The sequence below is a fragment of the Dietzia sp. 179-F 9C3 NHS genome, from assembly GCF_045369825.1.
In the GTDB taxonomy this organism is placed as follows: Bacteria; Actinomycetota; Actinomycetes; order Mycobacteriales; family Mycobacteriaceae; genus Dietzia.
Window position 1 is genome coordinate 288,909 of record NZ_JBIQES010000001.1, and the last position, 16,151, is coordinate 305,059.

A 16,151-nucleotide genomic window follows, 5' to 3' on the forward strand; every position below is an offset into this window, starting at 1 on the left:
TGGTCGACGCTGCGCAGAATCCAGTGGACAGTATTCGTGTGCGAAGGGCGCTTACTCGCGAATTCCGTTCACCGAACCCGGCAGCCCGTTCACCGGATGTGGGCGCGGGGTCGGGGTGCGGGGCGGCGCCGCGGGGTCGGGTCGCGGGGGCGGCGCCGCGGGGTCGGGTCGCGGGGGCGGCGCCGGGGTGCGGGTGGGCTCAGTCGCGCCCGGACTCGGTTTCCCCGGCCTCCTCGGACGCCTGTCGGGCGGCCTTGCGGGCGGCCTTGCGGGCGCGGGCGACGTGCGGGCCGATCACGTTGTTGAGCTTGGTGCCGCCCGGCCAGCCCGCGTAGTAGCAGAGGAACAGGGCGATCTCCTCGAGCTCGTCGGGCGTGAGTTCGCCGTTGGCCAGCGCGGCCCCCACCTGGATGTCCGCGACGTCGGTGTCGCCCCGCGCCGTGAGCGCGCCGAGAAGGAGCAGCCGCCGGTCGCGGTGGCTCAGTCCGGGTCTGGTCCACACCTCGGCGAAGAGATGGTCGGCGGTATGGGCGAAGAAGTCGCCGGGGCCGTCCGACATGTCGAAGCCGTAGACCTCGGTCATCGTGCGCAGACCGCGGGCCCGTGCCTCGCTCATTCCCGGGGACGTGGTCTCCGGAGACGCGTCCCGGACACCGTCAGGGGTGGTCTCGTCGGTCATCGGTGGGCCTCCTCGTCGTCGTCGATCGGTGCCTCGTCGTGGGTGGGGGCGCCGAATCCGGCCGCCTCCCCGAGAGACTCGGCGCGCTCGCGCGCCGCGAGCGAGATCTCGCCCGGGCCCACGCCGAGCCCGGCGCCGAGGTCCCGCAGGGCGAGCATGCCGAGCGGCAGCTCCACGCCCAGTCGCCCCGCGAGGTCGAGCGCCAGGGCGAGGTCCTTCTCGCCGAGCCCGCGGACGTGGGTGAAGACCCCGTGCCAGAAGTCGTCGGGCGCGACGGGCGTGGTGGTGTCGCGGAGCATGATCGCGCCGGCGCCGCCGGTGATGGCGTCGGTGTGGCGGACCACCCGGCCGAGCTTGGTGATGTCGATCCCCGCCGCCTCGGCCAGGCGGGAGGCCTCGGCGGCGGCGGTGAAGGAGATGAAGTGCAGCAGGTTGCGGGCGAGCTTCATCCGGGTGCCCGCGCCCACCTCGCCGGCGTGGACGGGCATGCCGGCCCACAGGGTGAAGGCGGGCTTGCACGCCTCGTAGACCTCGCGGGGGCCGCCCACCATGACGGCGAGCTCGCCGGATTCGGCCCCGTGTGCCCCGCCGGAGACCGGCGCATCGACCAGGTGCACGCCGTGCTCCGCGCACGCCGCGGCCAGCTCGACGGCCGTGGAGTCGGAGATCGTGGAGTGGACGGCCACGACGGTGCCGGGCGCGGCCGTGCGCAGGATGCCGTCGGAGCCGTCCACCACCTCGCGGACCTGGGCGTCGTCGAGCACGGTGACCGAGATGAGCCGCGCGGTCCGGGCGACCTCCGCGCCCGTCGTGGCGGCGGTGGCGCCCTCGGCGACGAACGGCTCGGTGGCCTCGGGGCGCACGTCGCACACCACCAGGCCGCCGGGCCAGGCCAACAGGCGCGTCGCGATGGGCGCGCCCATGTTGCCGAGGCCGACGAAGCCGACGGGGGCGGTGGGGTTCTCGGCCGTGCCCGGGCCGATCGAGCCGCCCGGGCCGATCGAGCCTCCGGAGTCGACCGGGGCGGGGTCGTCGCCGGCGTCGGAGTTCCTGAGCGGATGGCCGTTCACGACCGGATGACCTGTCCGCCGTCGACGTTGAAGATCTGGCCGGTGATCCACGACGCCTCGTCCGAGAGCAGGAAGAGAAGCATGCCCACCAGGTCCTCCGGCCGGCCCATCCGCTTGAGCGGCAGCTTGTCCACCATGTCCTGAACGATCGACTGCGGGGTGGTGGTGCGGTTGGCCTCGGTGTCGATGGGGCCGGGGGCGATGGCGTTGACGCGGATGTTCGACCCGCCGAGCTCGGTGGCCAGCTGCTGGGTGAGGCCGTTGACGCCGACCTTGGCCAGGCCGTAGAAGCCCGAGTACAGCCACGCCGCAGTGGAGGACTGGTTGACGATCGCGCCGCCGCCGGCCGCGGCCATCTTCTCCCAGCAGGCGCGCACCATGAGGAGCTGGCCGTTGAGATTCACCGACATGAACTTCTCGTAGTAGTCCCACGGGACGGTGATGAGGAAGTCGAGCTTCATGCCGCCGAAGATCGCCGCGTTGTTGACCAGCAGCTCCAGCGAGCCGAACTCGGCGACGGCCCGCTCGGCGCAGGCGTTCGCCGACTCCGGGTCGGAGACGTCGGTGTGCTGGTAGACGGCCTCGCCGCCGGCGGCCGTGATCTCCTGCGCCACGCGTACGCCCTGCTCGTCGTTGACGTCGGCCACCACGACCCTCGCGCCCTCGGCCGCGAGGGCCTTGGCGTACTCCTCGCCGATGCCGCCGGCGGCGCCGGTCACGATGGCGGTCCTGCCGCTGAAACGTCCCATGTCGTGTGCTCCTCGAAAGTTCGGTGGGGTGTCGGTCGGTGCCGCGCTACGCGGGTGTTGCCACGGCCTTGATCTCGAGGTACTCCTCGAAGCCCTCGCGGCCCATCTCGCGGCCGATACCGGATTGCTTGTAGCCGCCGAAGGGCACGTCGGCGCCGTACCACTGGCCGCCGTTGACGCCCAGGGTGCCGGTCCGGATGGAGGACACGACGTGCTCGACGCGCTCGGGATCGGTGCCCCAGACGGCGCCGGAGAGGCCGTAGGGGGAGTCGTTGGCGATGCGGATCGCGTCGTCGTCGCCGTCGTGCGGGATCACCACCAGGACGGGGCCGAAGATCTCCTCCTGCGCCACGCGCGCGGAGTTGTCCAGGCCCGAGATGAGGGTGGGTTCCACGAAGAAGCCCTTTTCGTGCGCCGCGGGCCGGCCGCCGCCGCACTCGATGGTGCCGCCCTCCTCGACGGCCAGGCGGATGTAGGACTCGACGCGCTCGCGTTGCGCGGCCGAAACGAGCGGCCCGCACAGGGTGCCGGGGTCGGTGGGGTCGCCGGGCGCGAAGGCGGCCATGGCCCCCTTGGCGTGCTCGATCGCCTCGGCGAGCTGTGCGCGCGGCACGACGAGCCGGGTGGTGAGTGCGCAGCCCTGGCCGGCGTGGGTGCAGGCGTTGAGGGCGGTCATGAAGCAGGCGGAGCCGAGGTCGGCGTCGTCGAGCACCACCGAGGCCGACTTTCCGCCGAGCTCGAGGAAGACCTTCTTGAGGGTCTCCGCCGCGGCGGCCATGACCTTCTTCCCGGTGGCGGTGGAGCCGGTGAACGAGATCAGGTCGACGCGCGGGTCGTTGCTGAGCTGTGCCCCCACGGCATGGTCGGCGGAGTTGACCACGTTGAGCACGCCGGCGGGGAGGTCGGTCTCCTCGGCGGCGATACGGGCGACCGCGGCGGCGATGAGCGGCGTGTCCGGCGCGGGCTTGAGGACGACGGTGCAGCCGGCGGCCAGCGCGGGGCCGATCTTGGCGAGGTTGATCTGGTTGGGGAAGTTCCACGGGGTGATGGCGCCGACGACGCCGATCGCCTCACGCCGGGTCGAGCGGAACGACCGCACGCCCATGATCTCGGACTCGCCGAGGTCCTCGGTCCACCGGTAGGCCTCCACGAGATCGGCCAGCCAGCCGAGGTCGGCGACGGGGCCCTCGAGCTGCGGGCCGGTGGTGAACATGTGGGGCGCGCCGACCTCGGCGATCGTCAGCTCGCGCAGCTCCTCGATGTGGGACTGCAGCGCGTCGCGCAGTTGGCGCAGGCAGCGGGCCCGGAAGGCGTGGTCGGTGGACCAGTCGGTGGTGTCGAACGCGCGGCGGGCGGCGGCGATCGCGGCGTCCATGTCGGCCGCCGTCGCGTCGGCGGAGTGGCCCACGACCTCCTCGGTGGCGGGGTTGAGGACCTCGAAGGTGCCGCCTCCCGTGGCGGGGCGCAGCTCGCCGTCGATGAGGAGCGGGGCGGGGTCGGTGGTGCTCGGCGACACGGTCGGCCTTCCGTCGTCGGGGATGGGGGTGTGGGTAGTGGTGGACAGCTGTCTAGACGCTAGACCAAACATGTGTCCATGGAAACCCTTTTCCTGGAATGGTGCCTAGTGTACTGTCCAGACACATGTCCAGTGATGTGCGTTACGAGTCGACCAGGCGGCGCCTGAACAGTCAGCAGGTCGAGACCGTCGACCGCCTCACGGTCGCCGCCGTGGAGGTCCTGCGGGAGAACGGGCCCGGCGGGCTCGCGGTCCGCGCGGTGGCCTCGCGGGCGGGTGTCGCCCCGGCCACCGCCTACACCTACTTCTCCTCCAAGGGGCACCTCATCTCCGAGGTGTTCTGGCGGCGGCTCGTCGACCACGCCCCCGAGGCGCCGGAGGCGGGCACGACGGCCGACCGGGTCGTCACGGTCCTGCGTGGCGTCGCGCTGCTCATGGCCGGCGAGCCCGAGCTCGCCTCCGCCGTCACCGCCGCCCTGCTCGGCGACGACCCCGAGGTCTCCCATCTGCGCGTCCGGATCGGCGCGGATATCCGGCGCCGCATCGTCGCGGCGCTCGGGCCGGAGGTCGACGACGAGGTGGTGGGTGCACTGGAGATGGTCTACGCCGGGGCGCTCGTCCGCGCGGGCATGGGCTACGGCACCTACGCCGACATGGCCGACAGCATCGAATCCGCCGCACGACTGATCCTGAGGTGACGCGACCCATGACCACCGCCACCCCGCTGGTGTTCAGCCCGTACGACTACGCCGTCCACGAGGACCCGTACCCCCTCTACGCCCGGCTGCGCGCGGAGGCGCCCGTCTACCACAACTCGGAGCTGGGCTTCTGGGCGCTGAGCCGGCACGCCGACGTGCGCGAGGCCTTCCGGGCGCCGGACGCGTTCTCCAACGCGATGGGTGTGTCGCTGGACCCTGCCGCCTACGGCCCGCACGCGTACAAGACCATGTCCTTCCTCGCGATGGACGACCCCCGTCACGCGCGCCTGCGCAAGCTCGTGAGCAAGGGCTTCACGGCCCGCCGGGTCGACGCGCTCTCCGAGGGCATCGACCGGATCTCGCGGCAGTACTGGGACGAGTGCCTGGAGCGGGGCGAGTTCGACGCCGTGGACGACTACGCCGGCAAGCTCCCCATGGACGTCATCTCCGACCTCATGGGCGTGCCCGAGGGCGACCGCGCCGAGCTGCGACGTCTGGCCGACCTCGTCATGCACCGCGAGGAGGGCGTGCAGGACGTGCCCGAGGACTCCATGATGGCCGCGCTCGACCTCATCGCCTACTACCAGGACATGGTCGCCGAGCGCCGGCGCCGGCGCACCGAGGACCTGACCTCGGCGCTCATCGACGCGGAGGTCGACGGCGAGAAGCTCGACACCGACGAGATCCTCTCCTTCCTGTTCCTCATGGTGGTGGCCGGCAACGAGACCACCACCAAGTTGCTGGCCAACGCGCTGTACTGGGGACACGAGTTCCCCGAGCAGTCGCGGCTCGTCCTCGACGACCCCGGGCGGGCGCCGGACTGGGTCGAGGAGACCCTGCGCTTCGACACCTCGAGCCAGATGGTCCTGCGCACCACCACCCGCGAGGTGACGGTCCGCGATGTGACGATCCCGGCCGACGAGAAGGTACTGCTGCTCATCGGCTCGGCCAACCGCGACGAGGAGGTGTTCGCCGACGGCGACGTCTACCGGCTCGGCCGCGACACGTCGGCGTCGTTGAGCTTCGGCCAGGGGCCCCACTTCTGCCTGGGCGCGCACCTCGCGCGCCTCGAGGGGCGGATCGCGCTCGACCAGATCGCCCGCTCCATCCGTGGCTACGAGCTCCTGCCCGGCGCCGAGCGCGTGCACTCGTCCAACGTGCGCGGGTTCGCGCACCTGCCGATGCGGGTGGAGGCGCGATGAGCCTGCGGTTCCCGCCCCTGGCCCCGGCCGCCGAGCGGCCCGCCCTCGTCACCGGCGCGTCCTCCGGGATCGGGCGGGCATCTGCCGAGGCGCTCGCCGCGCTCGGCCACCCCGTGGTGGTGGGAGCCCGCCGCGCCGAGCGGCTCGCCGAGCTCGTCGAGGCGATCCGCGGGGCGGGGGGAGAGGCCACTGCGTGCGCGGTGGACGTCACCGACCCCGACTCCGTGGCGGCGTTCGTCGCCGCGGCCGACGAGGCCTACGGCGCGCCCGACGTGCTGGTCTCCAGCGCCGGCACGCTCACCATGGGCCGGGTGTGGGAGATGGACCCCGACGCCTTCGCCGCGCAGCTCGAGATCCACCTGCTCTCGGTGCAGCGCCTGCTCCACGCCGTGATGCCCGGGATGGTCGGGCGGCGGCGCGGCGACGTGGTGCTCATCGGCTCCGATGTCGCCTACACCGCCCGGCCCCGCTCCGGTGCCTACGTGGCAGCCAAGGCCGGCCTGGAGACCATGGCCCACCAGATCCGCAAGGAGGCGGAGGGCACCGGCGTCCGGGTGGGCGTGGTCCGCCCCGGCCCGGTGATGACGGAGATGGGCACCGAGTTCGACCCGGCGACCGCAGAGGCCGTCATCAACGACTGGGTACGTCACGGCTTCGGCCGCCACCCCCGCATGTGCAAGCCCGCCGACCTCGCCCGGGGCGTCGCCGCCCTGGTGTCGATGCCGCGCGGCGCCCAGATCACCGAGCTGGAGATCCAGCCGGAAGCCCCCATCGAGGAGAACTGGACATGACCAGCACTGAACAGACGGACACGGACTTCTCCGAACTCCGCGAGCCGACCCGGGTCTCCGGCGGCGAGGGCGAGCTCGGCCACATGGACGAGCTGCGCACCGACCCGATCGGCCTGTTCTGGCGGGTGCGCGAGGAGTGCGGCGACCTGGGGATCTTCCGGATCGTCGACCGCGACATCTGCCTCGCCTCCGGGGCGGCGGCCAACGAGGCGTTCTTCCGGGCGCCCGACGAGGCCCTCGACCAGGCCGCCGCCTACCCCTTCATGACGCCGGTGTTCGGCGAGGGCGTCGTCTTTGACGCCAGCCCCGAGCGGCGCAGCGAGATGCTGCACAACCAGGCGCTGCGCGGCGAGCACATGCGCCAGCACGCCGTCACCATCCCCCGCGAGGTCCAGCGCATGGTGGCGGACTGGGGCGACGAGGGCGAGATCGACCTCCTCGAGTGGTTCTCCGAACTCACCATCTACACCAGTAGCGCGTGCCTCATCGGCCCGAAGTTCCGGGAGGAGCTCGACGTCCGGTTCGCGCACCTCTACCACGACCTCGAGCAGGGCACCGACCCGCACGCCTACATCGACCCCCACGCCGACATCCCGGCCTTCCGCAAGCGCGACGCTGCGCGCGCCGGCCTCGTGGAGTTGGTCTCCGGGATCATGGACGGGCGTATCGCGAACCCACCGGCGGACAAGGACGACCGCGACCTGCTCGACGTGCTCGTGTCGATCCGGAACGAGGACGGCTCGCTGCGGTTCAGCCCGGACGAGGTCACCGGAATCTTCATCTCGATGATGTTCGCGGGCCACCACACCACCTCCGGCACCGCGGCCTGGATGCTCATCGAGCTGCTGCGCCACCCCGACTATCTGGCCGAGGTGGTGGCCGAGCTCGACGAGGTCTACGCCGACGGCGCCGAGTACTCTTTCGGTGCCCTTCGTCAGATGCCCAAGGTGGAGAACGCCCTCAAGGAGACGCTGCGGCTGCACCCGCCGCTCATCATCCTCATGCGCGTGGCTCAGGAGGACGTGCGGATCGGCGACCACGTGGTGCGCGCCGGACAGACCGTCGCAGCCTCGCCGGCCGTCTCCAACCGACTACCCGAGGACTTCCCGGACGCCGACGCCTTCGATCCCGAGCGCTACGACGAGCCGCGGCAGGAGGACATCGTCAACCGCTGGACGTGGATCCCGTTCGGCGCGGGCCGGCACCGCTGCGTGGGCGCGGCGTTCGCGCAGCTGCAGATCAAGGCCATCTTCTCGATCCTGCTCCGCGAATACGAGTTCGAGCTCGCCCAGCCGGCCGAGTCCTACCACAACGACCACTCGAAGATGGTCGTCCAGCTCGCGCAGCCGTGCACCGTGCGCTACCGCCGGCGGCAGCGCCCGACGGAGGGAGAGCGCTGATGCGCGTCGAGGTCGACTTCGACCTGTGCCAGGGGCACGCCGAGTGCCAGGCCGAGGCCCCGGACTGGTTCACGGTCCCCCGGGGGCCCGAGGCCAGGGTCCGCGCCAAGCGCGGCGAGGTGCCCGCCGACCAGCTCGAGGCCGTCAAGGCGGCCGTGAAGTACTGCCCGACGCAGGCCCTGCGCCTCGTCGAGAACTGACCCCGTCCAGGAGAGTGTGACGTGACCCGATACGACCGCGCCGAGATTGCCGACTTCGTCCGGGAGTGGATCGACGCCAACGCCGAGTGCGAGCGCAACAAGGATTGGAAACCCCTGGCGCGCTTCTACGCCGACGACGCCACCTACGGTTGGAACTACGGCACCAAAGACGACTTCATGGCCGTGGGCAGGGACGAGATCCGCGACATCGCGCTGGGCCAGGAGATGGCCGGGCTCGACGGCTGGGAGTACCCCTACATCCGGACGATCATCGACCCGGAGACCGGCGACGTGCTGTGCCTGTGGAAGCAGATCGCCCGCGACACCGTGGACCCGAGGACCGGCGAGCCGTACGAGGTCCACGGTCTGGGCGGCTCGTGGTTCCTGTACAACGGAGACCGGCAGTGGGCGTGGCACCGCGACTTCTTCGACTTCGGCAACGTCGTGGACCTGTTCATGCGGATGTACGAGGCCGACGCGCTCACCCCGTCCATGAAGGCGCGCTTCGAGGCGGCGGGCGGCAAGCCGGCCGGCTGGTACCGCATCGAGGACAGCCCGGCGCCGCTGTGGCCCGTGTCGAGCCCGGACGAGGTCTGAGGGCCGTGTCGCCCCAGACGGATCCACTGGAGTCCCTCGATCACGCGACGCTCGCGAAACTGGTCCCCGAGCTGCTGCTCATCGGCCAGCTCATCGACCGGGCCGGGATGCCGGCGCTGCTCGGCGAGTTCGGCGTGGACGGCATGCGCGACGTCGCGATCGAGGAGTGGCAGGCCGCGAGCCCCCACTACACCCGTCGCATGAAGGAGGCCCTGTCGATCACCGGCGACGGTGTGGCCGAGATCTTCAAGGGCTTCCAGCTGGACGTGGGGGCGCCGCCGGAGTTCATGGACTTCCGCTACGCCGTGACCGACCACGACCACGGTGAGTTCTGGCTCGACCACTGCGGCGCGCTCATGGACGTCGAGCCGATGGGGGACCGCCTGGTCACCACGATGTGTCACGACATCGAGGACCCCACCTTCCCCGCGACCGCCCTGGCCACCAACCCGCGGGCGGTGGTCGAGCCCGTCCACCGCCCGCCCCGGGAGCCCGAGGGCCGCACCCCGCACTGCCACTGGACCGTGCGCATCGATCCGGACGCCGAGCCTGCGGCGCTCCCGGAGCCGGCCCGCGAGTCGGCGTCCAGCCTCGCCGTCGACGTCTCCTTCCCCCCGCCCGCCCCGCGCGACACCACGGGCGAGGGCAGCCGGGACGACTACGCGGGCCCGCTGCTGTCCGACCTGCGCTTCGACGAGTTCACCTCGGCAGCCCTGGTCCGGATCACGCGCGAGGTCTACCTGCAGATGCACCTGCTCGCGGTGGGCTTCCACCAGTCGGTCCGCCGGCGGTCCGACGCGGCCACCGCCGACCGGCTGCTCGCCTACCAGGCCACCGGCATCGCCGGGGTCGCCGCGGGCCGGCTGCGCCAGGTCCTGGGCACGGGCGGGGACGCGCCCGGTCTCGCGGCGGTGCTCCGGGTCCATCCCCTCGCGGGTCCGGTCGCGTACACCGGGTTCTCGTGCGGGACGGCCGGAGAGGACGACGACGAGGTGATCGTCCGCTGGGACCGGTCGGCCGCGGCGTTCGCCGACGACACGTGGGCGCCGTTGCTGGCCGCCGGGGACCTGCGGCCGCTGGCGGCGGCCGCCCAGGCGGTGGACCCGCGGTGGACCCTCACCGAGACGGGCACCGCTACGCATGTCGAGGCGGTGCTGCGCCTCGGAGACGAGCCGGTCCGCGAGTCCGACGAGGTGGCCGTGACCCGCATCAGCACCGGCGCCGCGTTCGCCTTCGGCCCCGCCCGCACTCCCCTGCCCATCACCCCGGTCTAGAGACGAGAAGCCCATGGCGCACCATCTTGCAGATCTGTTCGAGCACGCCGTCGACGCCTACGGCGACGACCGCCTGGCGGTGGTCGAGGGCGACCGCCGCCTCACCTACGCGGCGTTCGACGCCGAGGTCAACCGCTGGGCCGACGCCCTGGCCGGGCTCGGGGTGGGGGTGGGCGACCACGTGGGCGTGCACCTGCGCAACGGCGTGGACTGCCTGGCGGTGATGATCGCCGCACTCAAGCTGCGCGCGGTGCCGATCAGCATCAACTACCGCTACGCCGGCCCCGAGCTGCGCTACCTCTACGAGTACTCGGACACCGAGGTGCTCGTGTTCCATCGGGAGTTCGGCGCGACGGTCTCCGGCGCGGTCGCGGGGCTCGAGAGGGTGCGCCACCTCGTCGTCGTCGAGGACGGCAGCGGCGACCCGGTGCCGGACGGGGCGCACGACGCCGGGGAACTGGTCGCGGCGGCCTCTCCCGAGCGGACCCGGGTGGAGCGCAGCCCCGACGACCTCTTCCTCATCTTGACCGGCGGCACCACCGGCAAGCCCAAGGGCGTGATGTGGCGGCAGGAGGACCTGTGGCGCAGCCTCGGCGGCGGGGCGGACTACCACACGGGCGAGCCGGTCCCCGACGAGTTCCACCAGTCGCGCGCGGGCCTGGGCGGGGACCCGGTGCGGTATCTGGTCCTCATGCCGCTCATCCACACCTCGGGCATCATGCCCACGTTCACCGCGCTATTCGCCGGCGGGACCTGCTACTACCTGCCGCATTTCCGGGCCGACGAGGCCCTGGAGACGATCGAACGGGAGCAGATCCAGGTGGCGATCGTCGCCGGCGACGCCATGGTGCGCCCGCTCGTCGAGGCGATGCGGCGGACCGAGCCGGACACCTCGAGCATGTTCATGGTCTCCTCGGGCGCCGCGCTGTTCTCGCCGACCGTCAAGGCGGACCTGCTCGCGCTGCGGCCCGACCTCATGATCATGGACGCGTTCGGCACCTCAGAGGGTGGTTACGGCGGGCTCGGGATGGTGACCAGAGCTGACGTCGACAGCGGCGCGCTCTTCGCCCACCACGGCCCGCGGATCCCGCGGGGTACGACGCTGCAGCTCGTGGACGACCTCGACGAGCCGCTACCCGACGACTCGACCGAGGTGGGCTGGATCGTCAAGTCCGGCTACCTACCCAGCGGCTACTACAAGGACCCCGACAAGACGGCGGAGACGTTCCGCGAGATCGCCGGTGAACGCCGGTGCTTCACCGGCGACCGCGGCGTCTACTCCGGGCCGGAGAGCATCATCATGTTGGGCCGGGCCAGCCAGGTGATCAACTCGGGCGGCGAGAAGATCTTCGCCGAGGAGGTCGAGGCCGCCCTCAAAGCCGTGGACGGGGTGGAGGACGCCGTGATCCTCGGGGTGCCCGACGAGCGGTTCGGCGAGCGCGTCGGCGCGGTGGTCCAGTGGTCGGGCACGCCGCGCGGCTTCGAGGAGATCGACGCCGCGCTGCGCTCGAGCCTGGCCGGCTACAAGGTCCCCGCGGCGTACTGGGTCGTTGACGCGGTGGGCCGACACCCGAGCCGAAAGACCGACTACGGCTGGGCGCGCCGCCTGGTCGCCGATCGCGCCCCGGACCACGACCGACGGGTCGACGCGGGCGGGCCGAGCGCGTGACGGGCACCGTGGGCGGCGCGGACGGCCCGGCGGGCGGGGGCCTGCGGCTCGACGGGAAGGTCTTCGTCGTTGTCGGCTCCTCCCACGGCATCGGCGCGGCGGTCGCCGCGGACCTCGCCGGCGCGGAGCCGGCGTCGTGCTCAACGGCCGCGACGCCGCTGCGCTCGAGACGAGGGTGGAGGCCCTCGCCGCACGCTCGCGCGGCCGGATCGTCGGAGTCCGGGGGCGGCCCACCGTCCGGAGGTCGCGGAGACGCTGCTCGAGGCGGCGCGAGGTGACGACGGCGAGGTGGCCGGTCTCGTCACGTGTGCGGGCGTGGCCGAGCCGGCCGGCTCCTCGATCCTCACGGCGACCCACGACGAGTTCGCCGGTCTCCTCGACGCCCACCTGGGAACGGTGTTCGCCCCGTGCCGGGTGTTCGCGCCGTACTTCGTCGCAGCCGGGGGCGGGGCGATCGTCACCACGTCGTCGTTCGCCTGGACGGGCGACTACGGTGGCACGGGCTACCCTGCGGGCAAGGGTGCGGTCACCTCGCTGCGCCGCTCTACACCTATCTCGTCTCCGAGCTGTCGGCCGGGATCACCGGGCAGGTCTTCGCCGGCGCGGGCGGGTTCGTCGGCCGGTTCCCCGCGCCCGAGGCCCGGGTCCTCGCCTACCGGGACGCCCGCGAGGCGCCGCCGTGGACCCCGGAGGAGATCGACGCCCTGGTGCGTTAGTGAGGGCGCACGCCGCGGGCCCTCCCCGCCCCCGAAAATCGGCGACTTAGCTGCGTGGTCGGCGACCCCCACAGGGGCTGCCGATCCAGCGGTAGAGTCGCCGATTTCGGGGAGGAGGGCGGGCGAGGGGGAGGGGTCAGCGGAATTACTCCTCGCGGAACTCGCCCGGGAAGTCCACGGCCGGGCCGTTGGCGCTCTCGCCCTTGCGCAGCTCCACGCGGCGGATCTTGCCCGAGATCGTCTTGGGCAGGTCGGTGAACTGCAGGCGGCGGACCCGCTTGTAGCCGGCGAGGTGGGTGCGGGAGTGCTCGAAGATCACGCGGGCGGTCTCCTCGGTGGGCTCCCATCCGGCGGCCAGGACGATGAACGCCTTGGGCACGCTCAGCCGCACCGGGTCGGGGGAGGGGACGACGGCCGCCTCGGCCACGGCCTCGTGCTCGAGCAGGACGGACTCGAGTTCGAACGGCGAGATCCGGTAGTCGGAGGACTTGAACACGTCGTCGGTGCGGCCGACGTAGGTGATGTAACCCTCGTCGTCGCGTTCTCCCACGTCACCGGTGTGATAGAAGCCGTCCGCGTACGCGGCTTCGGTGCGCTCCGGATCGCCGTGGTAGCCCACCATGAGGCCGAGCGGGCGCGGGTCCAGGCGCAGGCAGATCTCGCCCTCGACGCCGGGGCCTGTGACCTCCTCGCCGGTGGCGGGGTCGACCAGGGCCACGTCGAAGCCGGGGCAGGGGCGGCCCATGGAGCCGTCCTTGATGGGCTGGCCGGGGGTGTTGGCGATCTGCACGGTGGTCTCGGTCTGACCGAAGCCATCGCGGATCGTCACGCCCCAGGCGTCGCGGACGCGGCCGATCACCTCGGGGTTGAGCGGCTCGCCGGCGCCCACGGCCAGGCGCGGGGGGTTCGCGAGCTGTGTGAGGTCGGCCTGGATGAGCATCCGCCACACGGTGGGCGGGCAGCACAGGCTGGTGACGCCGCAGCGGTCCATCTCGCGCATCATCGCGGTGGCGTCGAAGCGCGAGTAGTTGTAGATGAACACGCACGACCCGGCGATCCAGGGTGTGAAGACGTTGGACCAGGCGTGCTTGGCCCAGCCGGGCGAGGAGATGTTGAGGTGGACGTCGCCGGGCTGCAGGCCGATCCAGTACATCGTCGACAGGTGGCCGGCCGGGTATGAGGCGTGCGTGTGTTCGACGAGCTTGGGCTTGCTCGTGGTGCCCGAGGTGAAGTACAGCAGCAACGTGTCGTCGGCGTGGGTGGTGTGACTCGGCTCGAAGTCCGGCGAGGCGTCCATGGCCGCGGCGAGGTCGATCCAGCCCTCGGGGGCGCCGCCTACGGTGATGCGCTGGTAGTCGCCGGAGATGGTGGCGAAGCGCTCGGCGAGCTCGGCGCGGACGATGACGTGCTTGATGCCGCCGCGCGCGATACGGTCCCGCAGGTCGCCCTCGGCCAGCAGTGTGGTGGCGGGGATGACGACGGCGCCGAGCTTGATCGCGGCGAGCATGACGTCCCACAGCTCGACCTGGTTGGCGAGCATGAGCAGGACGCGGTCGCCCGGGGCGACGCCGCGGTCGCGCAGCCAGTTGGCCGTGCGGTCGGACCGGACACGCATCTCGTCGAAGCTGTACTTCGCCTCGGTGGCCTCACCCTCGCCGTCGCTCTCCTCGACGATCCACAGCGCCGGGTCCGTGTTGCCCTCGGCTTGGACGTCGAACCAGTTCAGGGCCCAGTTCCACTCGTCGAGCTCGGGCCAGGCGAAGCCGGCGCGGGCGCCGTCGTAGTCCTCTGCGTGGGCCTGGAGGAAGTCGCGGGCGGCACGGAACTTCTCGGTTGCGGCGGTGGAGAGGGGGGACATGGACGCTCCTCACAAGGGACGACAGCGACGTGAACCAGGTCACACTATTCTGGCCCGCGCGGGGGCGAGTACACCCGAAAGAGGAGGGGTGGGGGTGGGGTCGGGGTGCGCCCCTGGATTACTAGGAGTTGCAAGTATATGGTGACTGGCATCACCCCAGCACCTCCCGACCACGAAGGGTTGTCATGTCGGATCTCAGGCAGGTCGAGCACTACATCAACGGCAAGAGGGTCACCGCCACCGGCGGCCGCACCCAGGAGGTGCTCAACCCGAGCACCGGTAAGGCGCAGGCGGTCGTCCCGCTGGCCTCGACCTCCGAGGTCGACGACGTGATCGCCAAGGCCGCCGAAGCCCAGAAGGAGTGGGCGGCGTTCAACCCGCAGAAGCGGGCCCGCGTCCTCATGCGCTTCGTGGACCTGGTCAACCAGAACATGGACGAGCTCGCCGAGCTGCTCGCGATCGAGCACGGCAAGACCACCCCGGATGCCAAGGGCGACATCCAGCGCGGCATCGAGGTCATCGAGTTCGCCATCGGCATTCCGCACCTGCTCAAGGGCGAGTACACCGAGAACGCCGGCACCGGCGTTGACGTCTACTCGATGCGTCAGCCCCTCGGCGTGGTTGCCGGCATCACCCCGTTCAACTTCCCGGCCATGATCCCTCTGTGGAAGGCCGGACCGGCCCTGGCCTGCGGCAACGCCTTCGTCCTCAAGCCCTCCGAGCGCGACCCGTCGGTTCCGGTCCGCCTCGCCGAGCTGTTCACCGAGGCCGGCCTGCCGGACGGTGTCTTCCAGGTCGTCCACGGCGACAAGGAGGCCGTGGACGCGATCTTGAACAACGACACGATCAAGGCCGTCGGCTTCGTCGGCTCCACCCCGATCGCGCAGTACATCTACGAGAACGCGGCCCGCACCGGCAAGCGCGCCCAGTGCTTCGGCGGCGCCAAGAACCACATGATCATCATGCCGGACGCCGACCTCGATCAGGCGGCGGATGCCCTGGTCGGAGCCGGTTTCGGCTCGGCCGGTGAGCGTTGCATGGCCATCTCTGTGGCGGTGCCGGTGGGCGAGGGCACCGCCGAGGCCCTGCTCGAAAAGCTCGTCCCCAAGGTCAAGGCCCTCAAGGTGGGCCACAGCCACGACCCGCAGGCGGACTACGGCCCGCTCGTGACCCCCGAGTCCAAGAAGCGCGTCCTGGACTACATCGACCAGGGCGAGGCCGCGGGCGCCGAGATCCTCATCGACGGCCGCCAGGTCGGCGCCTACACCGGTGAGTTCAACGGCGAGGACATCTCCGAGGGCTACTACGTCGGCCCCACGCTCATGGACAAGGTCACCACCGACATGAGCGTCTACACCGACGAGATCTTCGGTCCCGTCCTCGTGGTGGTCCACGCCAAGGACTACGAGGAGGCCCTGCGCCTGCCCAACGAGCACGAGTACGGCAACGGCGTGGCCATCTTCACCCGCGACGGCGACGCCGCCCGCGAGTTCGTCTCGAACGTCCAGGTGGGCATGGTCGGCGTCAACGTCCCGATCCCCGTCCCGATCGCCTACCACACCTTCGGTGGCTGGAAGAAGTCCGGTTTCGGCGACCTCAACCAGCACGGCCCGGAGTCGATCAAGTTCTACTCCAAGGTCAAGACGGTCACGCAGCGCTGGCCCTCCGGCATCAAGGAAGGCGCCGAGTTCGTCATCCCCACGATGGACTGACGACCCGCCGCCACGACACC

Annotated in this window: 14 protein-coding genes and 1 pseudogene; 10 read left to right on the plus strand and 5 right to left on the minus strand. The window is 71.4% G+C overall.

Going from position 1 to position 16,151, the window contains the following annotated elements; translation table 11 throughout:
* Nucleotides 1-199: 199 nt before the first annotated feature.
* The 4 genes from ACH0BZ_RS01380 to ACH0BZ_RS01395 form a co-directional block, all read right to left on the minus strand.
* Complete coding sequence (locus tag ACH0BZ_RS01380; protein ID WP_406896330.1) at nucleotides 200-616, minus strand: carboxymuconolactone decarboxylase family protein; 417 nt, start codon at nucleotides 614-616, stop codon at nucleotides 200-202.
* Between the two features lie 59 nt (nucleotides 617-675).
* On the minus strand, nucleotides 676-1,662 hold the full coding sequence (locus ACH0BZ_RS01385) for an NAD(P)-dependent oxidoreductase (protein WP_406896331.1): 987 nt from the start codon (nucleotides 1,660-1,662) through the stop codon (nucleotides 676-678).
* Nucleotides 1,663-1,745: 83 nt separating this feature from the next.
* Complete coding sequence (locus ACH0BZ_RS01390) at nucleotides 1,746-2,498, minus strand: SDR family oxidoreductase (RefSeq protein ID WP_406896071.1); 753 nt, start codon at nucleotides 2,496-2,498, stop codon at nucleotides 1,746-1,748.
* A 46-nt stretch (nucleotides 2,499-2,544) separates the two neighbouring features.
* The gene (locus ACH0BZ_RS01395) at nucleotides 2,545-4,014 is read right to left on the minus strand and encodes an aldehyde dehydrogenase (protein ID WP_406896072.1); all 1,470 of its coding nucleotides are present in this window, start codon (nucleotides 4,012-4,014) and stop codon (nucleotides 2,545-2,547) included.
* Between the two features lie 125 nt (nucleotides 4,015-4,139).
* Here ACH0BZ_RS01395 and ACH0BZ_RS01400 point away from each other — a divergent pair, with 125 nt between their 5' ends.
* From ACH0BZ_RS01400 to ACH0BZ_RS01440, 9 genes and pseudogenes are all read left to right on the plus strand, one after another.
* A complete protein-coding gene (locus ACH0BZ_RS01400) occupies nucleotides 4,140-4,712 on the plus strand; it encodes a TetR/AcrR family transcriptional regulator (RefSeq protein WP_406896073.1) in 573 nt (190 codons plus the stop codon).
* Between the two features lie 8 nt (nucleotides 4,713-4,720).
* Nucleotides 4,721-5,914, plus strand: coding sequence for a cytochrome P450 (locus ACH0BZ_RS01405; protein ID WP_406896075.1), 1,194 nt, complete (start codon nucleotides 4,721-4,723; stop codon nucleotides 5,912-5,914).
* Nucleotides 5,911-6,705: an SDR family oxidoreductase gene (locus ACH0BZ_RS01410; protein ID WP_406896077.1), complete on the plus strand. Its 795-nt coding sequence runs from the start codon at nucleotides 5,911-5,913 to the stop codon at nucleotides 6,703-6,705. The genes ACH0BZ_RS01405 and ACH0BZ_RS01410 overlap by 4 nt, the downstream gene beginning before the upstream one ends.
* Nucleotides 6,702-8,105, plus strand: a complete 1,404-nt coding sequence (locus ACH0BZ_RS01415) for a cytochrome P450 (protein WP_406896078.1) — start codon at nucleotides 6,702-6,704, stop codon at nucleotides 8,103-8,105. Before ACH0BZ_RS01410 ends, ACH0BZ_RS01415 begins: the two co-directional genes overlap by 4 nt.
* Nucleotides 8,105-8,305, plus strand: coding sequence for a ferredoxin (locus ACH0BZ_RS01420; protein ID WP_406896079.1), 201 nt, complete (start codon nucleotides 8,105-8,107; stop codon nucleotides 8,303-8,305). The genes ACH0BZ_RS01415 and ACH0BZ_RS01420 overlap by 1 nt, the downstream gene beginning before the upstream one ends.
* A 21-nt stretch (nucleotides 8,306-8,326) precedes the next feature.
* Nucleotides 8,327-8,902, plus strand: a complete 576-nt coding sequence (locus ACH0BZ_RS01425; RefSeq protein ID WP_406896080.1) for a nuclear transport factor 2 family protein — start codon at nucleotides 8,327-8,329, stop codon at nucleotides 8,900-8,902.
* Nucleotides 8,903-8,907: 5 nt separating this feature from the next.
* On the plus strand, nucleotides 8,908-10,176 hold the full coding sequence (locus tag ACH0BZ_RS01430) for a hypothetical protein (RefSeq protein ID WP_406896081.1): 1,269 nt from the start codon (nucleotides 8,908-8,910) through the stop codon (nucleotides 10,174-10,176).
* A 13-nt stretch (nucleotides 10,177-10,189) separates the two neighbouring features.
* A complete protein-coding gene (locus tag ACH0BZ_RS01435) occupies nucleotides 10,190-11,845 on the plus strand; it encodes an AMP-binding protein (RefSeq protein WP_406896082.1) in 1,656 nt (551 codons plus the stop codon).
* Nucleotides 11,846-11,886: 41 nt separating this feature from the next.
* Nucleotides 11,887-12,561, plus strand: a pseudogene (locus tag ACH0BZ_RS01440) (SDR family NAD(P)-dependent oxidoreductase).
* Nucleotides 12,562-12,706: 145 nt separating this feature from the next.
* Here the strand turns inward: ACH0BZ_RS01440 and ACH0BZ_RS01445 are convergent.
* Nucleotides 12,707-14,419: an AMP-binding protein gene (locus ACH0BZ_RS01445; RefSeq protein WP_406896083.1), complete on the minus strand. Its 1,713-nt coding sequence runs from the start codon at nucleotides 14,417-14,419 to the stop codon at nucleotides 12,707-12,709.
* 185 nt (nucleotides 14,420-14,604) lie between these two features.
* On the opposite strand from ACH0BZ_RS01445, the gene ACH0BZ_RS01450 reads away from it, so the two are divergent.
* Nucleotides 14,605-16,131, plus strand: a complete 1,527-nt coding sequence (locus ACH0BZ_RS01450; RefSeq protein ID WP_406896085.1) for a CoA-acylating methylmalonate-semialdehyde dehydrogenase — start codon at nucleotides 14,605-14,607, stop codon at nucleotides 16,129-16,131.
* The last annotated feature ends 20 nt before the right edge of the window (nucleotides 16,132-16,151 follow it).

Excerpts from the sequence above, each read along its gene's own strand:
- ACH0BZ_RS01380 (WP_406896330.1), bottom strand. The coding sequence starts at position 616 with ATGAGCGAGGCACGGGCCCGCGGTCTGCGCACGATGACCGAGGTCTAC.
- ACH0BZ_RS01390 (WP_406896071.1), bottom strand. The coding sequence starts at position 2,498 with ATGGGACGTTTCAGCGGCAGGACCGCCATCGTGACCGGCGCCGCCGGC.
- ACH0BZ_RS01400 (WP_406896073.1), top strand. The coding sequence starts at position 4,140 with ATGTCCAGTGATGTGCGTTACGAGTCGACCAGGCGGCGCCTGAACAGT.
- ACH0BZ_RS01405 (WP_406896075.1), top strand. The coding sequence starts at position 4,721 with ATGACCACCGCCACCCCGCTGGTGTTCAGCCCGTACGACTACGCCGTC.
- ACH0BZ_RS01410 (WP_406896077.1), top strand. The coding sequence starts at position 5,911 with ATGAGCCTGCGGTTCCCGCCCCTGGCCCCGGCCGCCGAGCGGCCCGCC.
- ACH0BZ_RS01415 (WP_406896078.1), top strand. The coding sequence starts at position 6,702 with ATGACCAGCACTGAACAGACGGACACGGACTTCTCCGAACTCCGCGAG.
- ACH0BZ_RS01420 (WP_406896079.1), top strand. The coding sequence starts at position 8,105 with ATGCGCGTCGAGGTCGACTTCGACCTGTGCCAGGGGCACGCCGAGTGC.
- ACH0BZ_RS01435 (WP_406896082.1), top strand. The coding sequence starts at position 10,190 with ATGGCGCACCATCTTGCAGATCTGTTCGAGCACGCCGTCGACGCCTAC.
- ACH0BZ_RS01445 (WP_406896083.1), bottom strand. The coding sequence starts at position 14,419 with ATGTCCCCCCTCTCCACCGCCGCAACCGAGAAGTTCCGTGCCGCCCGC.
- ACH0BZ_RS01450 (WP_406896085.1), top strand. The coding sequence starts at position 14,605 with ATGTCGGATCTCAGGCAGGTCGAGCACTACATCAACGGCAAGAGGGTC.